The organism is Pseudomonas sp., assembly GCF_041601375.1.
Taxonomy (GTDB): domain Bacteria; phylum Pseudomonadota; class Gammaproteobacteria; order Pseudomonadales; family Pseudomonadaceae; genus Aquipseudomonas.
In genome coordinates, this window is sequence record NZ_JBFIIG010000016.1 from 1 (window position 1) to 22,298 (window position 22,298).

Consider the following 22,298-nt stretch of genomic DNA (forward strand, 5'->3'; position numbering starts at 1 on the left):
ACGCCGCAAGGGGCGGATCTGGATGGCGACGATGATTTCGACTTCCTTGCTGGGACCGATGAATCCGCGACCAAGCTTGATTTGGCACGCGCCTATATCGATATGGGCGATACAGAGGGGGCGCGTGACATCCTCGATGAAGTGATCGCCGAAGGTAACGATGGTCAGCAACAGGAAGCGCGTGAGCTGATCGCTAACTTGGTTTGATACATGTCTGATGTATTACCCACAACGGCAGCCGACTCGGCTGCCGTTGGCATTTACAGAATCGCCCTCGGTGTCGAATACCAAGGCTCGCGTTACCACGGCTTTCAGCGTCAGCGTGGCGGCGTGCCGACCATCCAGGGATCCCTGGAAAAAGCCCTGTCGAAAGTCGCGGGTGGCGCGCCGGTCACCTTGAGCTGTGCCGGGCGTACCGATGCGCTGGTGCACGCCAGCGCTCAGGTGGTGCATTTCGATACGCCGGTCGAGCGCTCGATGCTCGCCTGGGTCATGGGGGCCAACCGGAACCTGCCGACCGACATCAGTGTGGTATGGGCCAAGCTGATGCCGGCGCACTTCGATGCGCGCTTCTGTGCCATGGCCAGGCGGTATCGCTATGTGATCTACAATGATCAGATTCGTCCGGCGCACATGGCCAAGGAAGTGACCTGGAATCATCGGCCGCTGGATGTCGAGCGCATGCGCGAAGCGGCGCAAGCCTTTGTCGGCACGCACGATTTCAGTGCCTTTCGGGCGCGCCAATGCCAGGCCAAGTCGCCGATCAAGACGGTGCATCACCTGAAGTTGATCGAACATGGCCGCTTCATCGTTCTGGATATTCGTGCCAATGCGTTCCTCCACCATATGGTGCGTAACATTGCCGGGGTGCTGATGACCATTGGCGCTGGCGAGCAACCGGTGGAGTGGGCGCGTGTGGTGCTGGAAACCGGGGTGCGGCGCACGGGAGGGGTGACTGCGCACCCCTACGGCTTGTACCTGGTGCAGGTCGACTACCCGCAGGAATTCGATTTGCCCACACGTTATCTCGGGCCGCACTTTCTCTCGGGATTGCCGGATGTGGCGGCAGACGCCTAGCAGGTGGTGGAAAACTAACTGCGTTGCCGATTTGTCGTTGAAACAGGCTCGGCTGCCTCGCCTACGTTTTTTAGCGGCCTGGTAGGCATTCCTTTGCTACCATCGGCCCTTTACTGGAGGTGCCTGCCCGTTGTCAGTCGTTCGTAGCAAGATTTGTGGAATTACCCGCCTGGAAGACGCATTGGCTGCTGTTGACGCCGGTGCCGATGCGATTGGTCTGGTGTTTTATGCCAAGAGTCCGCGCGCCGTAACCGTGCAGCAGGCGCAGGCAATTGTGGCGGCGTTGCCGCCGTTCGTGACCACTGTGGGGCTTTTCGTCGATTGCCAGCGCAGCGAGTTGAACGCCATCCTCGATGCCGTGCCACTCGATCTGCTGCAGTTCCATGGCGATGAGTCTCCGGCTGCCTGTGAGGGCTTTCACCGGCCTTATATCAAAGCCTTGCGGGTCAGGCCTGGCGACGATATCGCCGCCCGGATCGGCTTGTATGGCTCCGCCGCCGGCGTACTGCTGGATACCTTTGTGCCGGGCGTGCCGGGGGGGACCGGCGAGGCATTCGACTGGTCGTTGGTGCCGCAGGGCTTGACTGTGCCTATCATCCTGGCCGGAGGCTTGACGCCCGAGAATGTGCGCGCCGCTATCGAGCAGGTGCGACCCTATGCCGTGGATGTCAGCGGTGGCGTCGAGGCCAGCAAGGGCGTGAAGGACAGTGACAAGATTCATGCGTTCGTGCGTGCGGTGAGGCGTGCTTGAGTCAATGGTCGGGCGATGTGACGGCGCTGCAGGCTTGGCCGTCCATAACCCTGATGCAGTGCAGTGACCGCCTTTGGCAGTCGAGGTCGAGGTGGCGGGCTTTCTGGCGTGCCGATGCCGGCCCCTATTGAGACTGCCCTCGTGAATTTGCTTGGATGCGCCGACAAGGCCCTGTGCCAGACGCTTGTTCGAGCCCACAGTTTTGGAGAATCAAGAGCATGAGCAACTGGTTGGTAGACAAACTGATCCCATCGATCATGCGGTCCGAAGTCAAGAAGAGTTCGGTGCCCGAAGGCCTCTGGCACAAATGCCCGTCCTGCGATGCGGTGCTGTACAAGCCCGAGCTGGAGAAGACGCTGGATGTCTGCCCCAAGTGCAACCACCACATGCGCATCAACGCACGTGCGCGCCTGGACATCTTCCTCGATGCCGAAGGCCGCGAAGAAATCGGCGCGGAGCTGGAGCCGGTCGATCGCCTGAAATTCCGCGACAGCAAGAAGTACAAGGACCGCCTGATTGGTGCGCAGAAGCAGACCGGCGAGAAAGACGCGCTGATCGCCATGCGCGGCACGCTTGAGTCGATGCCGGTGGTGGCGTGCGCGTTCGAGTTCTCCTTCATGGGGGGGTCGATGGGGGCGATCGTTGGCGAGCGTTTCGTGCGTGCGGCCAACGTGGCACTGGAGCAGCGTTGTCCGTTCGTGTGCTTCTCCGCTTCGGGCGGTGCGCGTATGCAGGAAGCGCTGATTTCCCTGATGCAGATGGCCAAGACGTCTGCGGTGCTGGCGCGTCTGCGCGAAGAAGGTATCCCGTTTGTCTCGGTGTTGACCGATCCGGTTTACGGCGGCGTTTCCGCCAGCCTGGCCATGCTCGGCGATGTCATCGTCGCCGAGCCCAAGGCGCTGATCGGTTTTGCCGGTCCGCGGGTAATCGAGCAAACGGTACGTGAAAAACTGCCGGAAGGGTTCCAGCGCAGCGAGTTCCTGATCGAGCACGGTGCCATCGATATGATCATTCATCGCGAAGAGTTGCGTGCCCGTCTGGCCAGGCTGCTGGCTCAGTTCATGGGGCTGCCGTCGCCTGTTGTCGCTGCGTTGCCGGTCACGGCATGACCGAACGCTCCCTGGCCGACTGGCTGGCGTACCTGGAGCAATTGCATCCCAGCGCCATTGAAATGGGCCTGGAACGCTCCAGGGCCGTGGCGCAGCGCCTGGGCTTGTCCAGGCCTGCGCCACGGGTGATCACGGTCACCGGCACCAATGGCAAGGGCTCGACCTGTGCGTTTCTCGCCGCCTTGCTGCAAGAGCAGGGCCTCAAGGTCGGGGTGTACAGCTCGCCCCACCTGTCGCGTTACAACGAGCGTGTGCAGATTGCCGGTGTCGAGGCCTGCGATGCCGAGCTTTGCCTGGCGTTCGCCGCGGTAGAGGCCGCGCGTGGCGAGATTTCCCTGACGTATTTCGAGATGGGCACCCTGGCGGCCTTCTGGCTGTTTCAGCGCGCCGCGCTGGACGCGGTGGTGCTGGAGGTCGGGCTGGGTGGGCGGCTGGATGCGGTCAATCTGATCGACGCCGACCTGGCCCTGGTGACCAGTATCGGCATCGATCACGCGGAATGGCTGGGCGATAACCGTGAGTCGGTGGCCTTCGAGAAGGCCGGTATCTTTCGCGCGGGCAAGCCGGCGTTGTGCGGAGATCTCGACCCGCCGCAGACGTTGCTGCAACAGGTGGCTCTGCTGGATACGCCGTTTTTTCTGCGCGGCCGCGATTACGACCTGAGTATCGAAGGGCAGAGCTGGTCCTGGTTCGGCTTGAATGGCGAGGGCGAGGTCATGCGTCTGCAGCGCTTGCCGTTGCTCGACCTGCCGATGGAGAATGCCGCGCTGGCCTTGCAGGCTTATGCGTTGCTCGATCTGCCCTGGCAGCCCGAGCGAATCGCCAGCGCCTTGTCGCGCACCCGGGTCACCGGTCGCCTGGATCGGCGGATGCTCAATTGGCAGGGCAAGCCACTCACGTTACTGCTGGATGTTGGGCATAATCCCCACGCGGCCGAGTACTTGGCGCAGCGTTTGTCCGGCAGGCCGTTGTCGGGCAAGCGCTTCGCGGTGTTCGGCCTGCTCGCCGACAAGGACTTGGAAGGAGTGGTAGCGCCCTTGCTCGATGAGGTCGGGGATTGGGCCGTGGCGCCGCTACCGACCAGTCGCACGCGTCCCGCCGGCGAGTTGCAGGCGTATCTGCACAATCGTGGGGCGCAGGTGACGGCCCATGTCGATGTGCAGACGGCGTTGCAGGCGCAATGTGCGCGGGCGGCGGCTGGTGATGAAATACTGCTGTTCGGGTCTTTTTACTGCGTGGCCGAGGCCTTGGACTGGCTGGCCCGCCAAGCCAAGGGGGATGTGCAGGATGGCTTTGCTGGATAAAGGATTGAAGCAGCGCATTGTCGGCGCATTGGTGTTGCTGGCCTTGGCGGTGATTTTTCTGCCCATGCTGCTGTCGCGTCAAGACGAGTTGCAGCCTGTGCGGGTCGATGCTCCGGCGATGCCGCGGACGCCGGCCATGCCGCAGATTGAAGTGCAGCCGGTGAGCGTGCCTGAACCGGTGATCGTGGCGGAACCTCAGTCGTTGCCCGAGGAGTTGCAGGCCATTGCCGAGGCCCCGCCCACGCTGGAAGTTGTGCCCGCGCCCGCCCCAGAAGAACCTGAGCCGGTGGTAGCGGCCCCTGCGCCAGACAGTGCCCCGACACAGGCTCCCGTCAGTCGTCTGGATGCCAACAGCTTGCCGATCAGTTGGTCGGTGCAGTTGGCCAGTCTGTCCAGCCGCGCGGGGGCGCAGACGCTGCAGAAAACCCTGCGCAGTCAGGGTTACAACGCCTATATCCGTCACGTGGACGGGATGAATCGAGTGTTCGTCGGTCCGGTGATCGAGCGAGCCGAAGCCAATCGTTTGCGTGAGCAGTTGAACCGTCAGCACAAGCTCAGCGGCTTTGTCGTGCGCTTTCAGCCGGAGCGTAGTTAGCCGCTTGTCGCGGCATCCTGCGACCCGCGTCGTGCGCAGGGCGCCCCGCGCACGCGCTGAAAACGGTCGACGCCGTCGTGGTAAGCGGGATCATCCCGCGCGCGCTCGGAGGTTATGAAAATATCGAGCGGCGCGGTGAGAGTTTTTTCACAAGCTCTTAGCCCTGGCGTCAGTGCACAGGGTAATTTTCCGGCGGCCTGGTAATCCTTTGCTTACCCCATGCGGGGGGCTCTGTTAAAATGCAGCGCCTTTTCCGTCGGTAACCTGCATCGTGGCATTCACTTGGGTCGATTGGGCGATTATCGCCATCATCGCCGTATCGAGCTTGATCAGTTTGAGCCGTGGCTTCGTCAAGGAAGCCTTGTCCTTGCTCACCTGGATCATTGCCGGTGTGGTTGCCTGGCTGTTCGGTGGCGCGCTGTCCGAGCACCTCAGCGGCTGGATCGAAACCCCTTCGGCGCGGGTGATAGCAGCCTGCACCTTACTCTTCATCGTCACCTTGCTGGTTGGCGCGCTGGTCAATTACCTGATCGGTGAGCTGATCCGGGTCACCGGGCTTTCCGGCACCGATCGTTTGCTCGGTATGGTTTTCGGTGCCGCCCGTGGTGGCTTGCTGGTCGTGGTGCTGGTCGGGCTGCTCAGCCTGGCGCCGGTGCAGCAGGATCCGTGGTGGCGGCAGTCGACGCTGTTGCCGCATTTTTTAATGGTTGCCGACTGGTCGAAGAACCTCATTCTGGGGGTGTCCAGCCAGTGGCTTGCCAGCGGCATCAGCGCACCTGCTGAGTTGCCGTTCAAAGACGCGCTGATGCAGCATAAACTGCCTTAAACGCATTCAGAATTAGCCTGTTTCACTTCAGTAGGGGTTGCGTCACATGTGTGGCATTGTCGGTATCGTCGGTAAATCGAACGTCAATCAGGCGCTGTATGACGGCTTGACCGTCCTCCAGCACCGCGGCCAGGATGCTGCCGGTATTGTAACCAGTCACGATGGGCGGCTGTTTCTGCGCAAGGACAATGGCCTGGTGCGCGATGTCTTCCATCAGCGCCACATGCAGCGCCTGGTCGGCCATATGGGCATCGGTCATGTGCGCTATCCCACCGCTGGCAGTTCCAGTTCGGCCGAGGCGCAACCCTTCTACGTCAACTCGCCCTACGGCATCACCCTGGCGCACAACGGCAACCTGACCAACGTCGAACAGTTGGCCAAGGAAATCTACGAATCCGACCTGCGTCACGTCAACACCAACTCCGACTCGGAAGTGTTGCTCAACGTCTTCGCCCATGAACTGGCCCAGCGCGGCAAGTTGCAGCCGACCGAGGAAGACGTCTTCGCCGCGGTCAGCCAGGTGCATGAGCGCTGCATCGGCGGTTACGCGGTGGTGGCGATGATCACCGGTTACGGCATCGTCGGTTTTCGCGATCCCAATGGCATTCGTCCGATCGTCTTCGGCCAGCGTCACACCGATGAAGGCGTGGAATACATGATCGCCTCGGAAAGCGTGTCGCTGGACGTACTCGGCTTCACCCTGATTCGCGATCTGGCGCCGGGCGAGGCGGTGTACATCACCGAGGACGGCAAGTTGTCGACCCGCCAGTGCGCGAGCAATCCGCATCTCTCGCCGTGCATCTTCGAACATGTCTACCTGGCGCGTCCGGATTCGATCATGGACGGTGTCTCGGTGTACAAAGCGCGTTTGCGCATGGGCGAGAAGCTGGCCGACAAGATCCTCCGTGAGCGGCCGAACCACGATATCGACGTGGTCATTCCGATTCCCGATACCAGCCGCACCTCGGCGCTGGAGCTGGCCAATCACCTGGGCGTGAAGTTCCGCGAAGGCTTCGTCAAGAACCGCTACATCGGTCGTACCTTCATCATGCCGGGCCAGGCGGCACGCAAGAAATCGGTACGGCAGAAGCTCAACGCCATCGAGCTGGAGTTCCGCGGCAAGAACGTGATGCTGGTGGACGATTCCATCGTGCGCGGCACCACCTGCAAGCAGATCATCCAGATGGCGCGCGAAGCCGGGGCGAAGAACGTCTATTTCTGCTCGGCCGCGCCCGCAGTGCGTTTCCCCAACGTCTACGGCATCGACATGCCGAGCGCCCACGAGCTGATCGCGCATAACCGCAGCACCGAGGAGGTCGCCGAGCTGATCGGCGCCGATTGGCTGGTGTACCAGGAGCTCTCCGATCTGATCGAGGCGGTTGGTGGCGGCAAGATCAAGATCGAGCACTTCGACTGCGCGGTATTCGACGGCCAGTACATCACCGGCGATGTCGACGAGGTTTACCTGAACAAGATCGAGCAGGCGCGCAATGATGGCACCAAGGTCAAGTCCCAGGTTGGGAGCGCGATCATCGACCTGTATAACAATTGAGCTGCAAGTCACAAGCTGCAAGCGAGCAATCCGGATGTCATCCGGGCTACGGACGCGACGAGGTAGGGTATGAGCAAAGAGTGGGAAGCAGGGCGCCTGGATAGCGACCTCGATGGGGTCGGTTTCGACACCCTGGCGGTGCGCGCCGGTCAGCACCGCTCGCCTGAGGGCGAGCACAGCGAGGCGATTTACCCGACCTCCAGCTATGTGTTCCGCACCGCTGCCGATGCCGCCGCACGCTTTGCCGGTGAAGTGCCGGGGAACGTCTATTCGCGCTACACCAACCCGACGGTGCGTGCCTTCGAGGAACGCATCGCGGCGCTGGAAGGTGCCGAGCAAGCCGTCGCGACTTCGTCCGGCATGTCGGCGATCCTGGCCATGGTCATGAGCCTGTGCAGTGGCGGCGACCATGTACTGGTATCGCGCAGCGTGTTCGGCTCGACCATCAGCCTGTTCGAGAAGTACCTCAAGCGTTTCGGCGTGCAGGTCGATTATGTGCCGCTGGCCGATCTACAGGCCTGGAGCGCTGCGTTCAAGCCCAACACCAAGCTGCTGTTCGTCGAGTCGCCGTCCAATCCGCTGGCCGAACTGGTGGACATCGCGGCGCTGGCGGAAATAGCCCACGGTAAAGGCGCGCTGCTGGCGGTGGATAACTGTTTCTGCACGCCAGCACTGCAACAGCCGCTCAAGCTGGGGGCGGATATCGTCATGCATTCGGCGACCAAGTACATCGACGGTCAGGGTCGCAGCATGGGCGGGGTGGTCGCCGGCAAGGCGGAGCTGATGAAGGAGGTGGTCGGTTTTCTGCGTACCGCCGGACCGACCCTCAGTCCGTTCAATGCCTGGATCTTCCTCAAGGGCCTGGAAACCCTGCGTGTGCGCATGCAGGCGCATTGCGCCAGTTCCCAGCAGTTGGCCGAGTGGCTGGAGCAGCAGCCGGGTATCGAGCATGTCTACTATTCGGGGCTGCCCAGCCACCCGCAGCATGCGTTGGCCAAGCGTCAGCAGAGCGGCTTCGGCGCGGTGGTCAGTTTCGAAGTCAAGGGCGGCAAGGACGCGGCCTGGCGCTTTATCGACGCGACCCGGGTGATTTCGATCACCACCAACCTGGGCGATACCAAAACCACCATCGCTCATCCCGCGACCACGTCCCACGGTCGATTGACGCCGGCCGAGCGCGCCAGCGCCGGTATCCGCGACAATCTGATTCGGGTGGCCGTGGGCCTGGAGGACATCGTCGACCTCAAGGCCGATCTGGCGCGCGGGTTGGCGGCGCTCTGACAGACCGCTGCAAAAGCCGCTTTTAGCTCGTTGCCCAACCCAATGGCGCCTTCTGGCGCCATTGGGTTATCGCATTATCCGGTTGCGCCTCCGAGGTTGTCGATTTACCGCAGTTATTTATGATGGATATCGCTGCGCTCAAGCCTACGCGGCCCGCACCATCCTGCAAAAACGCTGCGGTCACCAACCCGTAGATGGCGTTGAGCGAAGCGATACCCATCAGTTTGCTGTGTTGGGAACGGCTTGGTCGCCGGCCACGGCAGGTCGTCAGCGCCAGCTGAGAATCGGCCAGCCGGCCTGTTCGGCATGCCGGCGCAGCACCGGGTCGGGGTTGACGGCATGGGGTTTGCTGACCAGTTGCAGCAGCGGCAGGTCGTTGCGCGAGTCGGAGTAGAAGTAGGCGCCATCGAGACTTTCGCCCTGTTCTTCGAGCCAGGCCTGCAGGCGCGTGACCTTGCCTTCGCGGTAGGTCAGCACACCTTGGGTGCGGCCGCTGTAAGTGCCGTGTTGCTCTTCGATGTCGATGGCCAGTACATCTTCGACTTTCAGGCGCGCGGCGATGGCGCTGACCAGGAAATGCGCCGAGGCGGAGATGATCAGAATGCGGTCGCCGGCGGCGCGGTGGTTGGCCAGGCAGCGGATGGCGTCGCTGTAGAGCAACGGCTCGATTACATCCTCGACATAGGGCTCGACAACGAAGGCGACTTCCTCGGCGCTGCGCCCGACCAGCGGCGAGAGGCTGAAGGTCATATAGTCCTCCATGGCCAGTTTGCCCTCGGCGTAGAGCGCCATCAGCTCCTGGTCTTTCTCGATAAAGCTTTCGCCGTCGACCCAGCCGAGCTTGGCCATTTCCTCGCTCCACAGGCTGGCGCAGTCGCCGTGGATCAGGGTTTCGTCGAGGTCGAAAATTGCCAGGGCCATCACGCCACCTCGCGGATCGCGGCGGCATCGATGGTCAGCGCAATGCGCTGGCCACTGCCGTGCATGTCGGTCGCCGAGCGGTTCAGTACGTCGACCAGCAACTCGACGCCGCGGGCTTCGACGCGGTAGCGGATGACGTTGCCGAGCAGGCTGTGGCTGCGGATTTGCCCCTCTATTCCGTTTGCGCCGCTTTCGCCGCCGAGTTGGATGGCCTCGGGGCGAATGGCGATGCGGCTGCCGATCGGCCGGCCGAGCAGGCGGCTGGCGGTGTCGGCGTCGAGCAGGTTGTAGTTGCCGATGAAACCGGCGGCGAAGGCATCGACAGGCGCGGTGTAGAGGGTCTCGGCGTCGCCGCTCTGGACGATCCTGCCGGCGTTCATCAGGAAGATGCGGTCGGACATCACCAGGGCTTCTTCCTGATCGTGGGTGACGAAGATGGTGGTCAGGCCGAGGTCTTGCTGGATGCTGCGGATCTGCTCGCGCAGGTGCTTGCGAATCCGTGCATCCAGCGCCGACAGCGGTTCGTCGAGCAGCAGCAGGCGTGGGCGGGTGACCAGTGAGCGGGCCAGGGCCACGCGCTGGCATTGGCCGCCGGAAAGCTGGTGCGGGTAGCGCGCGGCGAAGTCGCCGAGTTCGACCATGGCCAGGGCTTCGCACACACGTTCGGCGCTCTCTTCCTTGGCGACCTTCTGCATGCGCAGGCCGAAGGCGACGTTCTGTTGCACGGTCATATTCGGGAACAGCGCGTAGCTCTGGAACACCATGCCGATGCCACGCTTTTGCGGCGCCTGCGGCACCAGGTCTTCGCCGTCCAGCAAAATTTGCCCACCGCCCACTTCGGTCAGCCCGGCGATGCAGCGCAGCAGCGTGGATTTGCCGCAGCCCGAGGGGCCGAGCAGGGTGACGAATTCGCCTTTGCCGATCTCGCAGTGGATATCGCTGAAGATCGAGGTGGCGCCGTAGCTCTTGTGCAGGCCGCGGATGCTCAGATAACTCATGACTTGTCCTTGTTCAGGCGGTTGGCGGCCCAGGTGAAGACCAGCACGAAGAAGAAGTAGGAAATCACCAGGGCGCTGTTGAAGTGGCCGCTGCTGTTTTTCATGTTGTTGAGGTAGACCTGCAGGGTCTCGTAACGGGTGCCGACCAGCATGTTGGCGAACACGAACTCGCCGAACAGGAAGCTGAAGGAGAGGAACAGCGACACCATCAGGCCCTTGCGCAGGTTCGGCAGCACCACCAGAAACGCCGCCTTCCAGGTGCTGGCACCGAGCAGGTGGGCGGCGTCCATCAGATCGGGCAGGTTAATCGCCTGCAGGTTGTTGGTGATGGCGCGGTACATGAAGGGCAGGGCGATGGTGAAGTAGCAGCCGATCAGAATCCACGGCGTGCCGGTCATCGCCAGCGGCCCCGAGCCATACAGCTGCAACAGACCCACCGAGGACACCACCGGCGGCACGGCGAACGGCAGCAGGATCAGGATGTTCATCAGCCCGTCGAGCCTGGGGAAATGGTAATGCACGACGAACAGCAGCGGCAGGATCAACACTACCGACAGCGCCAGGGCGCCGAAGCACACCAGCAGCGACTGGCCGAAGGCATTGAGGAAGCGCTGATCGCTCCATAGCGCCAGGTACCACTTGAGGGTCAGACCGTCCGGCAGGATGCTCGCCGACCAGCTGGTCGACAGCGAATAGAGCAGGGTGCCGGCCAGCGGCGTCAGCAATATCAGAAACAGCAGCCAGACCACGATGCGGTGGTACAGCGCTGCCGGTACGCGGTCAGCGTGAGACATGGTTGCCCCTCTTCAGCAGCAGTTGATGGGCCACGGTGATCACCGCCATCAGGCCGACCAGGATCATCGCCAGGGCGCTGGCCAGGTTCGGGTCGAGGGAAATATCGCCCGAGACCAGCCCGGCGATGCGGATCGGCATCACGTTGAAGTTGCCGGTGGTCAGGTAGTACACGGTGGCGTAGGCACCGAGGGCGTTGGCCAGGAGGATGACGAAGGTGCCGAGCAGCGCCGGGGTCAGCACCGGCAGGCCGATATGCCGCCAGAAGTCCCAGGTATTGGCGCCGAGCAACGCGGCGGATTCGCGCCAATCCTCACGCAGGGCGTCGAAGGCCGGGTAGAGCAGCAGCACGCCGAGGGGGATCTGGAAGTAGGTGTAGAGCACGATCAGGCCGTTTTTCGAATAGAGGTTGAAACTCTCGATCAGGCCGACCTTGATCAGCAGCAGGGTCAGCGCGCCGTTGAAACCGAGCAGGATGATAAAGGCGAAGGCCAGCGGCACCCCGGCGAAGTTGCTGGTCATGTTGGAGAAGGCCATGACGAAATCGCGCAGTTTGGAATCGACCTGATGCAGCGAATAGCTGCCGAGAATCGCGATGCTCATGCCGAACAGGCTCGACCAGAAGGCAATCTGCAGGCTGTGCTTGATCGCCTGCAGGTAGAACTTGGAGCCGAATATCTTGGCGAAATTGGCCAGGCCCCAACCCTCGGCGCTGTTCAGGCTGTTGATCGCCACCCACACCAGCGGCGCGATCTGGAACAGCACGAAGAACAGGGCGAAGGGCAGCAGGCACAGCGCCGCCAGCCATTTACCCTTGAGCTGCGGCGACAGCCGTGCCCGTGGCGTGGCTATCGGTTGCGCGTCGCCGGGTAGCTTGGCGCTTTGTTCGAGTGGCGCGCTCATTTCAGTAGTTCTCTGCAAACGGGTTTGTCGTGGGGCACGCCGAGCAACTCGCAGACGGTGCCGCACAGCTCGGTCTGCCTGGGCTGGGCATCACCGCTCAGGCTGAAGGCCGAGCCCAGCACGAACAGCGGCACTTCACGCTCCTCACGCAGCAGGCCGTTGTGCGAGCGGTCGTTGTTCATGCCGTGGTCGGCGGTGACCAGCACCTGGTAGCCGGCATCCAGCCAGCCTTGCAGGTAGTCGGCGAGCAGCACGTCGGCACCACGCGCGCTGTTGCGATATTGCGCGCTGTCGAGGCCGTGCTTGTGGCCGGCGTCGTCGATGTTCATCGGGTGAACCAGCAGGAAATTCGGGCTGTGGCGCAGGCGCAGACTTTCCGCGTCGGCGAACAGGTGGGAGTCGGGGTAGTGATCGGCGTAGTAGAAATGCCCATGCTGGATCGGCAGTTCGCGGTCATCGGTATGGCGGTCGCGGGCGGCCTCGAAAGGCGCGCGGTTATACAGCTCGCTGACCCAGTGATAGGCTGCGGCGGCAGTGCAGAGGCCGGCGTCGCGGGCGTAATGAAAGATGCTGCGCTGGTTGGACAGGCGCACCACCTGGTTATGCACCACACCGCTGTCTATGGGCCGGGTGCCGGTGAGGATGCATTCGTACAGCGGACGGGACAGCGACGGCAGCTCGCATTCGAGCTTGTACAGCGCCGCGCGCTCGGCGCCGCAGTAGGCCTGCAGATGCCCCAGCGCATGCCGGGCCACCTCGTAGTTCAGGCCATCCAGTACCACCAGGATGACGTTGTGCATGCGCTACATGTTCCTTGCATTGCGAAATAGCGGGGGGTAGCCCGGATAAGCCTTGGCGCAATCCGGGAAGGCTGCAAGAGCCCCCCGGATTGCATCCAGGCTACGGGTGGATCTCGCTGTTACTCCATATTGATGATGACGTTCTCCTGCCATTGCTGCGGCAGGGCCTTGGAGGTGGCTTCCCAGGCGGCGGCGTCCTTGATCGGCTGGACCTTGGCGTACTGCGCGTTGGGCAGCAGCTTGGCCTGCACCTCGGCCGGCAGGGTCAGGTGCTCGGCGCGGATCGGTCGGGCGTTGCCCTTGGCCAGGTTGATCTGTCCGGCGTCGCTGAAGATGTACTCGCGCGCCAGTTTGGCGGCGTTGGGGTTCTTCGCGTACTTGTTGATGATGGTGGTGTAGCCGGAGATCACCGAACCGTCGGAGGGGATCAGCACTTCGAAGCGGTTCGGATCGATCTGGTCGCGGTAGCTGAGGCCGTTGAAGTCCCAGACCACGCCGACTTCCACTTCGCCTTTTTCCAGGGTCTGGATGGTCGGGTTGGCCAGCGACAGGCGGCCCTGTTCGGCGATAGCGGCGAAGTAGTCCAGGCCCGGCTGGATATTCGTCTCGTCGCCGCCGTTGGCGATGGCCGCCGCCAGTACGCCGTTGACCGCCTGCGCCGCGGCGCTGACATCGCCGATGGCGACGCGGTACTTGCCGGTTTTCAGGTCGGCCCAGCTTTTGGGCACATCCTTGACCAGCTGCTTGTTGACAATAAAGGCGATGGAGCCGGTGTAGGCGAGCATCCAGTGGCCGTCGGCGTCCTTGGCCCAACTCGGGATCTGCTCCCAGGTGCTTGGTTTGTAGGCCTGGGTCACACCCTGCTGCACGGCGATAGGGCCGAAGGCGGCGCCGACGTCACCGATATCGGCGCTGGCATTGTCTTTCTCGGCGGCGAATTTGGCGATTTCCTGGGCCGAGCTCATGTCGGTGTCCATGTGCTTGAGGTCGTAGAGCTTCTCCAGATCGACCCAGGTGTCCTTCCAGTTGGCCCAGCTGTCCGGCATGCCCACGCTGTTCACCGCGCCTTCGGCCCGCGCGGCTTTTTCCAGCGCCGTTAAATCCATTGCGCCCGCCATGGCGGAAGCCGCCAGGGCGATGGTCGAACCTATCAATGAAGCCAGCAGTCGTCTTTTCATCGAAAACTCCGTTACGGTGAGGGTTGGTCTAGATCAGCAAGAGCCCGACCAATCTAAGCCATCGGCATGACGTTTTTATGTCGTCTCGCGCCTGCGCCTCGCTTTTGCGCCCGGGCAGACTGAACATACCCAGCGTAGACTACGGTTAGCGCCAAGCAACGCCGGAAAGGCCATGAAGCCAGTGGCTGCCTGTCGAGAACTGTCATCTGTCGGTCATCCAGATTGCTTAGGATCGCCACAAAGCGCGTGCTAGCGGCCTCGGTTGAGCATATTCATCAATGTGGACTAGTCCAGTAGAGGGTCACCAATGGGCGACACAGCGCCTCGGGCGGTAACTGCCATTTGCCGAGCTTTGCAAGAACAGATCGAGCACGGCTTATTGCCATCGGGCAGCCAACTGCCCGCCGAGCGCAAGCTCAGCGAAGTCTTCGATACCACCCGCATCACGTTGCGCGAGGCCCTCGGTCAGCTGGAGGCCCAGGGGCTGATCTACCGCGAGGAGCGCCGCGGCTGGTTCGTCTCACCGGCGCGGATCACCTACAACCCGCTGGTGCGCTCGCACTTCCATGCGATGGTCGGTGAACAGGGGCGGGTGCCGGCGACCGAAGTATTGAGCGCGCGGCTGATGCCGGCCAGCGCGGAAATCTGCCAGATACTGTCGCTGCCGGCGTTATCGAGCGTTTACCAGATCCGCCGTGCGCGACGCATCGACGGGCGCCTGGTGTTGTACGTCGAGCATTACCTGAATCCTGCCTACTTTCCCGGCATCCTCGATTTCGACCTGACCCTGTCGCTGACCGAGCTGTATGCCAGCGAATACGCCATCCATTACGGCCGCGTACGTTTCGATATGGTGCCTACCGCGCTGCACAACGAAGCGGCAGCGGCCCTGAAAGTCGCGGTCGGTAGCCCGGCGCTGCGCATCGTGCGGGTCAACCGCGACCAGCACGGCCGCATCATCGATTGTGACCTGGAGTTCTGGCGCCACGACGCCCTGCACGTCAGCGTCGAGGTGCCGGAGTGATCCGGTTATACCGCAACCCGCTGTTGCACCTGCACCGAGAACTCCAGGGTCTGCCCATCCAGCGGCACCCGTAACTGCTTGCCAAGGCCCTGTTTCTCGGCCGCTTGCAACAGCCCGGCGCGGGTTGTCGGGCAATGGTCGAGGGCTTCCAGGTGGTTGGCGATGACGATGCCCTTGCTCAGTTGCAGCGCCGCGAGGATGTCCGCCTGGCCCATGATGATCTCGCCGCCGAGATCAAAACACGCCCCGCCTGCCGGCAGCACGCTGACCGCCGGTGCCAGTTCGGTCAGGCATTGGCGCACCTTGGCGGTGAGCAGGGTGTCGCCGGCCAGATAGAGGCTGGGTTCCCCGGGGATCTGGATGAAGTAACCGTATCCGTGGGCCATCAGACGGCCGATCCAGCCCTCGCCATGCAGGCAGGGGATCGCCTGGATGCTGCCGTTGAAGAAGGCGCCAGGCAGTACCTGCACATTCAGCCGGCGTTTGCGCAGGTAGTCCGCATCCTCGGCCATGCACAGCACGGGGATATCGCCGGCACGTAGCCAGTGAATGGCGGCGCGGTCGAGGTGGTCGAAATGGCCTTTCTGACAATGGGTGATCAGGCAGTGGGTCACGCCTTGCAGGTGTTCGTTGCTATTGTCCGGCAGTTCGACCAGCGGGTTGCGCCGACGCCGGGCGAGGTACTTGAGCGTTGGCAGTTGGCCCTTGGCGGCCAGCATGGGGTCGACCAGCAGGCGCACCTCGCCGAACTCGATGATCAGGGTGGCATTACGCAGTTGAGTGATTTTCATGGTGACCTCCGGCATAGGAGTGGCCATTGTAAAAATCGCGGCGCGAGATAAAGATGGCGAGGATTGCCATAAAGCGGACATTTCATGCCTATTCAGAAGATCGGCCTGTTGCTGTACCCCGGTTGCATGCCTGCGGGCCTGTTCGCCTTCGCCGACCTGCTGGTGGCCGCCAATCGGCGCGTTGGCCAGACGCGTTTTCAACTGTGCTGGGTGGGGCTCGATAGCCAGCCGGTGGATTGCGCCCAGGGCATGCGCTTGCAGCCGCAAAGCAACCTGGCAGAGGCGGCTTGCTCTGCGGTACTGATCCCCGGGCTCTGGGCGGATTCGCAGGCCAGGATCGTGCGGACGCTGGAAGCCAATAGCGGCTTGATTCGCGCCCTCGCTCAGTTACCGCGCACCACACAACTGTGGAGCTACTGCACCGGCGTATGCCTGTTGGCGCAAAGCGGGCGCTTGAATGGCGAACCCGCGACTGCCACCTGGTGGCTAGCGCCGAGCCTGCAACAGCAGTTTCCCAAAGTGGCGTGGCAGTTCGAGCGGTCCCAGGTCGTCAATCGCCTGAGCATCACGGCATCCGGCGTCAGCGGTTACTTGCCGATTGCCCGCGCGCTGATAGAGCAGCAGATGGGCGAGGCGATCTATCGCGATATCGCCAGGCTGATGGTGTTGCCGCGCCCCGAGCCCGCCACCTCGGTGTTGCGCAGCGTCGATTTGATGGAGAACGCCGACCCCTTGTTACGCCGGTTGCACCTGTTGGTGGAGCGCTTGCCGGCGCAGCAGCTGAGCGTGCAGCGGCTCGCCGACGAACTCACGGTTTCCGCACGCACGCTGGCGCGCAAAGTCCAGACGCTGACGGGCAATGCGGTGTCGGATCAGGTGCGCCTGATCAAGCTTAATCAGGCTGGGGAGCGGCTGATCGTGACGAGCGAGTCGATCAGCCGCATCAGCGATGAACTGGGCTACAGCGATGAATCCAGTTTCCGCCGGACCTTCAAACAGGTCACCGGGATGACCCCGGCGGCCTATCGGCAGCAGTTCAAACACTAGGCGCAGGCGGGTCTACAAATTCAGAGCCTGTTCAGCGCCTGCCGCAGCCAGCCGAAGCGTACATGTTCCTGCTCGAGGCGCAGGCGTTCGCCGAGGCGGTCTTCGCGCAGTTCGCGGTAGAGCGCCTGCTCGGCATCGGTCAGGCGGCCGAGGTTGGCGTTACAGCGCTTGTCGGCCGGTTCCTGGCCCCAGAGCGTCTGGTGTTCCAGCAGGGTGTCGCGATCCATCAACAGCGAGTTGGCCTGCGGCAGGTGCGCGCGCAGGCGGTCGAGGATGGCGAAACCGTGGGTGTCGATATCGCCCCAGTAATGCAGCGGCTGCTGGTGCAGCCAGGGGATTTCGCCGAGGCGTTCCAGGGCGTAGCCCTGACCGAGAATCACCAGCGCCCGTTCGTGGGCGGGAAAGGCCAGGGCGTTGGTTTCGTTCTCGGTGACGAACACCCGCGCAAGATCCAGCTCGAGCCAGGCGATCTGCTCGACCGGCGCGCTGAGATCCTGCAGGCCGCTGATTGCAAGACCCGGATCGAGAATGCGCAGGCGCACCAGCAGCGGCTTGTCGCGCAGCCCGTAGCGCCGGGAAAAACCGCGCACGCCGCGGGCCTCGGCATCCAGCACCTCGGCCTGCAATACCATGTCGAGCAACTCGCCGAGCAGACCGCGGCGCTGCTCGATAAATTTGCTGTCCACCCCGGCGATATCCAGCTGGCGCAGGTAAATACCGGAATGCGGATGCGCGCGGAACCAGTCCAGCACCGCTAGCACCTTGGCCCAGTGCTCGGCCTGTTCCAGGGCGCGCAGCGGATAGCGCGCCAGCCAGTCGTGCAGCTCGGGGAAACCGGCCAGGGTCTGCCGGCTCAACTGGGCGAAGCGCTCGGCCTCGCGGCGCTTGCCGAGCAGCGCCAGGGCGGCGTCCAGGCTATCGAGGTGGGCACCGCCGGGCACCTGGTTGCGACCGAGCTGGCGATGGTTGATTTCCAGCCAATCCAGACGGTAATGGCCTTCGCCCTCCTGCAACTGACGAATCCACTGGCGCACCTCGTCGAAACGCTCGGCCAGCGCCTTGCTGTCCGGGCGCTTGAAGCGCAGGGCCAGGGGGAACAGCGGCTCGCCGACCAGTTGCGCGCGCAGCAGCACGCCCTGATCCCACAGGCGTTGCACTTGGGCACGGAGGTCGGCGGGGCTGGTCCAGGTCATGGCTGCAGGCGGCATCCGCTATTTGTAGGAGCCAGCTTGCTGCGGTTCGGCGTCCCGGCGATCGGTGGATCAAAAACATCGCCAGCAAGGACTAGGCGTCCCCCATGGCTCCTACAGGGCGACTCACTGTCCAGTTTCATTGCTGCGCTGCTCCTTCTCCCGCCGATATTCCTCGATGCTCAGGCAGCGCAGCATGGATTCGCGGCCCTGATCGTTGTGCACGAAGCCGACGCTGGCGACATAGGGTTCGATGATGTGGATCTTCTGCAACGGGGTGACGATCAGCAGTTGCAGGTTGAGCTTCTTGAACAGTTCCAGGCCGTAGCGGGCGGATTCGTCGGAGCCGCGGCCGAAGGCTTCGTCGATGACCACGAAGCGGAACGAGCGCGAGCGGGTGGCGCCCCATTCCAGGCCGAACTGGTAGGCCAGGCTGGCGGCCAGTACGGTGTAGGCGAGTTTTTCCTTCTGCCCGCCGGATTTGCCGCCCGAGTCGCTGTAGTGCTCGTGCTCGCTGTTGTCCTCGCGCCAGCGCTCGGATGCGGAGAAAACGAACCAGTTGCGTACATCGCAAACCTTGGCGGTCCAGCGTTTGTCCAAGTCGCTTGAGCCCTCGCGGCCACGGAAGCGTTCGATGATGCGGCGTACTTCGAGAAACTTGCTCTCGGCGTACTGCTCGTCCTCGCTGCCGCTCAAGCTGCCCTCGGTGCAGGCGCGCAGGCTGGTGCGGAATTCGTTGATCTCGGGGTCGCCGTTGTTTTCCGCTTCCAACTGGATCAGCCGGCCGGGGTTGTAGTCGATCTCGCGCAGGGACAGGTTGATGCTGTCGATGCGCTCGCGGATGTCGTGCTGTTCGCGGCCCAGCTGGTTCTGGAAGTTGGCCACCTCGCGGATGGTGTTCTCGTTGAGCAGGGCCTTGAAGCGTTGTTCATACTGCGGCAGGCCGTCCTGCTCGAGGCTGTCGAGCATGGCCCGGTAGTCGTTAGCGGCGGCCACGCTGGCGTCGACTTCGCGGGTTTCCAGGGGGTAGGCGTTGCGGTAGTCGCTCATCGCCTGGGTGATCTTCTCGACCAGACGCTTGAGTTTTTTGTCTTCGGCGTCGAAGCGTGCCTGCAGCCACTTGCGCATCTCTGTTTCGCGGTTGTCGCAGGCTTCCACCGTCAGGCTGTGTTCGCCCAGGGCCTCGTCGCGCAGCTCGGACAATTGCGCGAACAAGGCGAGCTGGCCGGGTTCGGCGGCGTCCAGACGCTGGCGGCATTCGTCGAGCTGGGTCTGGGCGGTTTCGCGTTTCTGCTCGCAGCGGGCCAGTTCGCGATTCTTCTCGTCGTACTGTTCCAGCCATTGCCGCAGTTCGCTTTCCAGGGCGCGCAACTGTTGTTGCAGGGTGCGCAGGGTATCGGATTCGGCCTCGAGCTGGCGGCGCTCCTGCTCCAGACGTTCGATCTCCAGCAGCAGCGGGCGCCAGTCGAGTTCCTGGAAGTGCTGGAAGGTGGAGAGCTTGTCGAGGTTGCCGATGCGGCCATCCAGAACCTTTTGCTGGCCCTGCAGGCGGGCGATTTCGGCACCTATGTCCTGCAGGCGGCTCTGTAGATCGCTGGCCTGCTTGTCCAGGGCGGCGATCTTCTCCTGGTTGCTCCAGCCGAGCACGTAGCGGCTGCGGTCGTCGAGGCGAGTGCGGTCGTCCTTTTCGTGGCGTTCCTGGCCGGCCTTGATCTGGCCGTTGCGGCTAACGGCTTTTTCTTCGCGGCGGAATTGCTCCAGGGAGTCACAGCAGGCGTAGTCGAAGCGCCGCGCCAGCTCGCCTTCGAGCCAGTCGTAGAACGGCGAGTCAGGGCGTAGCGAGAGCTTGCGCACCAGCGAATCGGGGTGCAGTTCGGGCAGGTCCTGGGCGCGCCGCTGGCGCACGCGGAAATACACCAGGCGCTGGCCCAGATGGGTGTCTTCCACCCATTGCGCGACCTGGGCGTAGTGGCTGTCGGGCACCAGCAGCGACAGGCCGAAGTTGTGCAGCAGGCGTTCGGCCACGCCCTGCCAGTCGCGTGCGTCTTCGTGAACCTGGATCAGCTCGCCGGCGAACGGCAGCTCGTCCTCGTCCAGGTGCAGCGCCGCGCACAGGCGCTGGCGGATTTCCAGGATGCGCGCCGGGATGTTCGAGCGGCGGCCGCGCAGCGAGGCCAGTTCCTCGTGCAGTTCCTGGTGCTGCTGGCGCAGGCGGTGGAACTGCACCGAACTTTCGGTCTCGCCGTTCTTCGCCTGGTCGCGCGCTTGCAGGCTGTCTTCGCGGGCGCCAGGCAGAGCCTGCAGGTTAGCCAGAAAGGGCTCGGCCGACAGCGCCTGCGGCATCTCCAGGGCACGGGCCAATTGGTCGTACTGCTCGGCGCGGCTCTGCCGGCGTTGTTGCTCGGCGCTCTTGGTGTGGATCTCGGTCTTGATCGCGGCCAGGCGGTCGCCGCCGTTCTGGGCAATGGCGCGGTTCAGCTCGTCGCGCCGCGCCTGGCCCTGTTCGCGGCGCTCGCTGAGGGCGCGGCGTTGCTCGCCGAGGCGGGCGCCGTCCTGCTCCAGGTTGCTCAGGCGCTTGCCGAGCAACTCGCCCTTGAGCTGGGCGAACCAGGGCGACAGCGCCTCGCGACAGGCGGTGAAGTGCTCGGCCTCGGCAACGATCGTGGCGTGGCGCTTGCAGTCCTCGTGCAGCGGGCGTAGCCGGGCGATCTGATCCTTGGCCTTGAGCACCGCCTCGTGGGCGCGGTTGAGGTCGTCGAAGTGGTTGATCAGCGCGCCGATGCGCGCCTGCATCGGCAGCTCTTCGAGCATGTGCTCGCGGACGAAATCGGTCAGGTTGCCCACCGATTTCATCGACACGGTCTGGCTGAACAGCTCCAGGGCCTGCTCGTTGTCGATGCCGAAGCGGCGGCGGAAGGCCGCGCCATAGGCGGAAAAACTTTCCTCGAGAAGCACATTGGGCAACTCGCGCAGGCGCTTGCGCAGGGCCGAGAGGTCACTGCCGAAGTTGGCGAAATGCTCGGTGATCGACAGCGCGCGGTCGGCCACCAGATAGAAGCGCGCCGGTTGGCCGCGGTTCTCGGTCAGCCAGAACACCTGGGCCAGGGTCACATGCTGGTCGAAGCCCTCGTTGTAGAAGTGGCCGAGGATCACCGAGTAGCTGTTGTGGTCGCGCAACGCCACCGGCTTGGCACTGAGGCCGCTGTCGCTGCGTTCCGATTTGTAGTGGCCGAGCACATAGGAACGCAGGCTGCGTTCCTTGGCCTCTGCGCCGGCGGCCTTGTTGTAGGCGATCTTCTGCGCCGGCACCAGCAGGGTGGTGACGGCGTCGACCAGGGTCGATTTGCCGGAGCCGATGTCGCCGGTCAGCAGGGCGTTGTCGCCGCCGGCCGGGAAGCGCCAGACGCGCTGGTGGAAGGTGCCCCAGTTGTAGACCTCGAAGGAATGCAGGCGAAAGCCGGCGCGTTCGTCGCTGCTGGAAAAATCCAGCAGTTGCAGGGTTTCCGGGGTGGTCATGGGTTCACCTGGTCGGCGGCCGGTGCGGCGCCGTTTTGCGTGGCATTGGTTTGCTCGGAGTAATCGCGCAGGCGCTGGTCGAATTCGTTTAGCCATTGGGCGTCGACATAGGCTTTGAGGATGCGCCGCACCTCGAACTGCTCGTCCTTGCCGCGCAGGCGTCGCAGGAAGCCGAATTCCACCACCTTGGCGATATGCGTGTCTATGCGGTCGGCCAGTTTGGCCTCGTTGCTGCCTTCGACGAGGAACAGCCGCAGCAGGTCGGCAATCTGCTCGCGGGAAAGAATCAAGCGGGCCTCGCCACTGCTGGCGTCGAATTCGGCCAGACGCTTGCGCAGCAGGGCCAGCAGCAGGCTCACCGGATAGCTGAGCTGGCGGCGGGCGATCAGCCGTGGCAGGGCGACCTGGCCCGGCACTGCTTCGTCCTCTTCCTGGTGCTGGCGCAGGTAGGCATAGCCTTCGGCCTCGTCGAGGATCAGTTGCAGGCCGAGCACGCCGAGGTAGTCGCGCACCCGGCTCTGCAGGTCGAGCAGGCTCTGCCACAGGGCCGGATCGTCTTCCTGGTAGAGCACGCCCTTGAACAGGGCGATCAGCGGCAGGGACAGGGCGGAATCGGGGGCGTCGGACATGGGCTTCTCTAGCT

Annotated in this window: 21 protein-coding genes; 11 read left to right on the forward strand and 10 right to left on the reverse strand. The window is 63.3% G+C overall.

The genetic code is table 11. The annotated features are described in order from the left end of the window. The 9 genes from ABZE94_RS04150 to ABZE94_RS04190 form a co-directional block, all read left to right on the forward strand. The coding region (locus ABZE94_RS04150) for a FimV/HubP family polar landmark protein (protein WP_372874265.1) at nt 1-207 on the forward strand (207 nt) is incomplete at its 5' end. 3 nt (nt 208-210) lie between these two features. Then, nucleotides 211-1,077: a tRNA pseudouridine(38-40) synthase TruA gene (gene truA, locus ABZE94_RS04155; RefSeq protein ID WP_372874266.1), complete on the forward strand. Its 867-nt coding sequence runs from the start codon at nt 211-213 to the stop codon at nt 1,075-1,077. Nucleotides 1,078-1,207: 130 nt separating this feature from the next. Then, nucleotides 1,208-1,828 (forward strand): phosphoribosylanthranilate isomerase, encoded by a 621-nt coding sequence (locus ABZE94_RS04160; RefSeq protein WP_372874267.1) that lies wholly within the window; start codon nt 1,208-1,210, stop codon nt 1,826-1,828. 218 nt (nt 1,829-2,046) lie between these two features. Next, nucleotides 2,047-2,937, forward strand: coding sequence for an acetyl-CoA carboxylase, carboxyltransferase subunit beta (gene accD / locus ABZE94_RS04165; RefSeq protein WP_372874268.1), 891 nt, complete (start codon nt 2,047-2,049; stop codon nt 2,935-2,937). Then, nucleotides 2,934-4,241 carry a bifunctional tetrahydrofolate synthase/dihydrofolate synthase gene (gene folC, locus ABZE94_RS04170; protein WP_372874269.1) on the forward strand — a complete coding sequence of 436 codons (1,308 nt, stop codon included), beginning with the start codon at nt 2,934-2,936 and terminating at the stop codon, nt 4,239-4,241. The genes accD and folC overlap by 4 nt, the downstream gene beginning before the upstream one ends. Continuing rightward, entirely contained in the window at nt 4,225-4,836 is a 612-nt protein-coding gene (locus ABZE94_RS04175) for an SPOR domain-containing protein (RefSeq protein WP_372874270.1), read from the forward strand. Before folC ends, ABZE94_RS04175 begins: the two co-directional genes overlap by 17 nt. A 271-nt stretch (nt 4,837-5,107) precedes the next feature. Beyond that, on the forward strand, nt 5,108-5,662 hold the full coding sequence (locus ABZE94_RS04180; protein WP_372874271.1) for a CvpA family protein: 555 nt from the start codon (nt 5,108-5,110) through the stop codon (nt 5,660-5,662). Between the two features lie 46 nt (nt 5,663-5,708). Further along, nucleotides 5,709-7,214, forward strand: a complete 1,506-nt coding sequence (gene purF, locus ABZE94_RS04185; protein WP_372874272.1) for an amidophosphoribosyltransferase — start codon at nt 5,709-5,711, stop codon at nt 7,212-7,214. Nucleotides 7,215-7,283: 69 nt separating this feature from the next. Beyond that, nucleotides 7,284-8,495, forward strand: coding sequence for an O-succinylhomoserine sulfhydrylase (locus tag ABZE94_RS04190; protein WP_372874273.1), 1,212 nt, complete (start codon nt 7,284-7,286; stop codon nt 8,493-8,495). Between the two features lie 267 nt (nt 8,496-8,762). Here ABZE94_RS04190 and ABZE94_RS04195 read toward each other — a convergent pair whose 3' ends face one another. The 6 genes from ABZE94_RS04195 to ABZE94_RS04220 form a co-directional block, all read right to left on the reverse strand. Beyond that, on the reverse strand, nt 8,763-9,416 hold the full coding sequence (locus ABZE94_RS04195) for an HAD family hydrolase (RefSeq protein ID WP_372874274.1): 654 nt from the start codon (nt 9,414-9,416) through the stop codon (nt 8,763-8,765). Further along, the gene (locus ABZE94_RS04200) at nt 9,416-10,414 is read right to left on the reverse strand and encodes an ABC transporter ATP-binding protein (protein ID WP_372874275.1); all 999 of its coding nucleotides are present in this window, start codon (nt 10,412-10,414) and stop codon (nt 9,416-9,418) included. The genes ABZE94_RS04195 and ABZE94_RS04200 overlap by 1 nt, the downstream gene beginning before the upstream one ends. Then, the gene (locus ABZE94_RS04205) at nt 10,411-11,208 is read right to left on the reverse strand and encodes an ABC transporter permease (protein ID WP_372874276.1); all 798 of its coding nucleotides are present in this window, start codon (nt 11,206-11,208) and stop codon (nt 10,411-10,413) included. Before ABZE94_RS04205 ends, ABZE94_RS04200 begins: the two co-directional genes overlap by 4 nt. After that, complete coding sequence (locus ABZE94_RS04210) at nt 11,195-12,109, reverse strand: ABC transporter permease (RefSeq protein WP_372874277.1); 915 nt, start codon at nt 12,107-12,109, stop codon at nt 11,195-11,197. Before ABZE94_RS04210 ends, ABZE94_RS04205 begins: the two co-directional genes overlap by 14 nt. Continuing rightward, nucleotides 12,106-12,909, reverse strand: a complete 804-nt coding sequence (locus ABZE94_RS04215) for an alkaline phosphatase family protein (RefSeq protein WP_372874278.1) — start codon at nt 12,907-12,909, stop codon at nt 12,106-12,108. Before ABZE94_RS04215 ends, ABZE94_RS04210 begins: the two co-directional genes overlap by 4 nt. A gap of 119 nt (nt 12,910-13,028) precedes the next feature. After that, complete coding sequence (locus ABZE94_RS04220; RefSeq protein ID WP_372874279.1) at nt 13,029-14,087, reverse strand: ABC transporter substrate-binding protein; 1,059 nt, start codon at nt 14,085-14,087, stop codon at nt 13,029-13,031. A gap of 307 nt (nt 14,088-14,394) precedes the next feature. Between ABZE94_RS04220 and ABZE94_RS04225 the strand changes: the two genes are divergently transcribed. After that, on the forward strand, nt 14,395-15,111 hold the full coding sequence (locus ABZE94_RS04225) for a UTRA domain-containing protein (RefSeq protein WP_372874280.1): 717 nt from the start codon (nt 14,395-14,397) through the stop codon (nt 15,109-15,111). Between the two features lie 5 nt (nt 15,112-15,116). Here the strand turns inward: ABZE94_RS04225 and ABZE94_RS04230 are convergent, their stop codons facing one another. Beyond that, complete coding sequence (locus tag ABZE94_RS04230; protein WP_372874281.1) at nt 15,117-15,902, reverse strand: MBL fold metallo-hydrolase; 786 nt, start codon at nt 15,900-15,902, stop codon at nt 15,117-15,119. Nucleotides 15,903-15,986: 84 nt separating this feature from the next. On the opposite strand from ABZE94_RS04230, the gene ABZE94_RS04235 reads away from it, so the two are divergent. Then, complete coding sequence (locus tag ABZE94_RS04235; protein WP_372874282.1) at nt 15,987-16,949, forward strand: GlxA family transcriptional regulator; 963 nt, start codon at nt 15,987-15,989, stop codon at nt 16,947-16,949. A gap of 20 nt (nt 16,950-16,969) precedes the next feature. Here the strand turns inward: ABZE94_RS04235 and ABZE94_RS04240 are convergent, their stop codons facing one another. The 3 genes from ABZE94_RS04240 to ABZE94_RS04250 form a co-directional block, all read right to left on the reverse strand. Further along, a complete protein-coding gene (locus tag ABZE94_RS04240) occupies nt 16,970-18,142 on the reverse strand; it encodes a DUF3322 domain-containing protein (RefSeq protein WP_372874283.1) in 1,173 nt (390 codons plus the stop codon). A 123-nt stretch (nt 18,143-18,265) separates the two neighbouring features. Then, nucleotides 18,266-21,655: an ATP-binding protein gene (locus ABZE94_RS04245; protein WP_372874284.1), complete on the reverse strand. Its 3,390-nt coding sequence runs from the start codon at nt 21,653-21,655 to the stop codon at nt 18,266-18,268. Then, nucleotides 21,652-22,284 (reverse strand): DUF4194 domain-containing protein, encoded by a 633-nt coding sequence (locus ABZE94_RS04250; RefSeq protein WP_372874285.1) that lies wholly within the window; start codon nt 22,282-22,284, stop codon nt 21,652-21,654. The genes ABZE94_RS04245 and ABZE94_RS04250 overlap by 4 nt, the downstream gene beginning before the upstream one ends. Nucleotides 22,285-22,298: the final 14 nt, after the last annotated feature.

Coding starts and splice junctions, on each gene's coding strand:
- accD (WP_372874268.1), top strand. CDS start 2,047: ATGAGCAACTGGTTGGTAGACAAACTGATCCCATCGATCATGCGGTCC.
- ABZE94_RS04240 (WP_372874283.1), bottom strand. CDS start 18,142: ATGACCTGGACCAGCCCCGCCGACCTCCGTGCCCAAGTGCAACGCCTG.
- ABZE94_RS04200 (WP_372874275.1), bottom strand. CDS start 10,414: ATGAGTTATCTGAGCATCCGCGGCCTGCACAAGAGCTACGGCGCCACC.
- ABZE94_RS04195 (WP_372874274.1), bottom strand. CDS start 9,416: ATGGCCCTGGCAATTTTCGACCTCGACGAAACCCTGATCCACGGCGAC.
- ABZE94_RS04220 (WP_372874279.1), bottom strand. CDS start 14,087: ATGAAAAGACGACTGCTGGCTTCATTGATAGGTTCGACCATCGCCCTG.
- ABZE94_RS04175 (WP_372874270.1), top strand. CDS start 4,225: ATGGCTTTGCTGGATAAAGGATTGAAGCAGCGCATTGTCGGCGCATTG.
- ABZE94_RS04205 (WP_372874276.1), bottom strand. CDS start 11,208: ATGTCTCACGCTGACCGCGTACCGGCAGCGCTGTACCACCGCATCGTG.
- ABZE94_RS04190 (WP_372874273.1), top strand. CDS start 7,284: ATGAGCAAAGAGTGGGAAGCAGGGCGCCTGGATAGCGACCTCGATGGG.
- ABZE94_RS04210 (WP_372874277.1), bottom strand. CDS start 12,109: ATGAGCGCGCCACTCGAACAAAGCGCCAAGCTACCCGGCGACGCGCAA.
- ABZE94_RS04235 (WP_372874282.1), top strand. CDS start 15,987: ATGCCTATTCAGAAGATCGGCCTGTTGCTGTACCCCGGTTGCATGCCT.
- ABZE94_RS04215 (WP_372874278.1), bottom strand. CDS start 12,909: ATGCACAACGTCATCCTGGTGGTACTGGATGGCCTGAACTACGAGGTG.
- folC (WP_372874269.1), top strand. CDS start 2,934: ATGACCGAACGCTCCCTGGCCGACTGGCTGGCGTACCTGGAGCAATTG.
- ABZE94_RS04225 (WP_372874280.1), top strand. CDS start 14,395: ATGGGCGACACAGCGCCTCGGGCGGTAACTGCCATTTGCCGAGCTTTG.
- purF (WP_372874272.1), top strand. CDS start 5,709: ATGTGTGGCATTGTCGGTATCGTCGGTAAATCGAACGTCAATCAGGCG.
- ABZE94_RS04245 (WP_372874284.1), bottom strand. CDS start 21,655: ATGACCACCCCGGAAACCCTGCAACTGCTGGATTTTTCCAGCAGCGAC.
- truA (WP_372874266.1), top strand. CDS start 211: ATGTCTGATGTATTACCCACAACGGCAGCCGACTCGGCTGCCGTTGGC.
- ABZE94_RS04250 (WP_372874285.1), bottom strand. CDS start 22,284: ATGTCCGACGCCCCCGATTCCGCCCTGTCCCTGCCGCTGATCGCCCTG.
- ABZE94_RS04230 (WP_372874281.1), bottom strand. CDS start 15,902: ATGAAAATCACTCAACTGCGTAATGCCACCCTGATCATCGAGTTCGGC.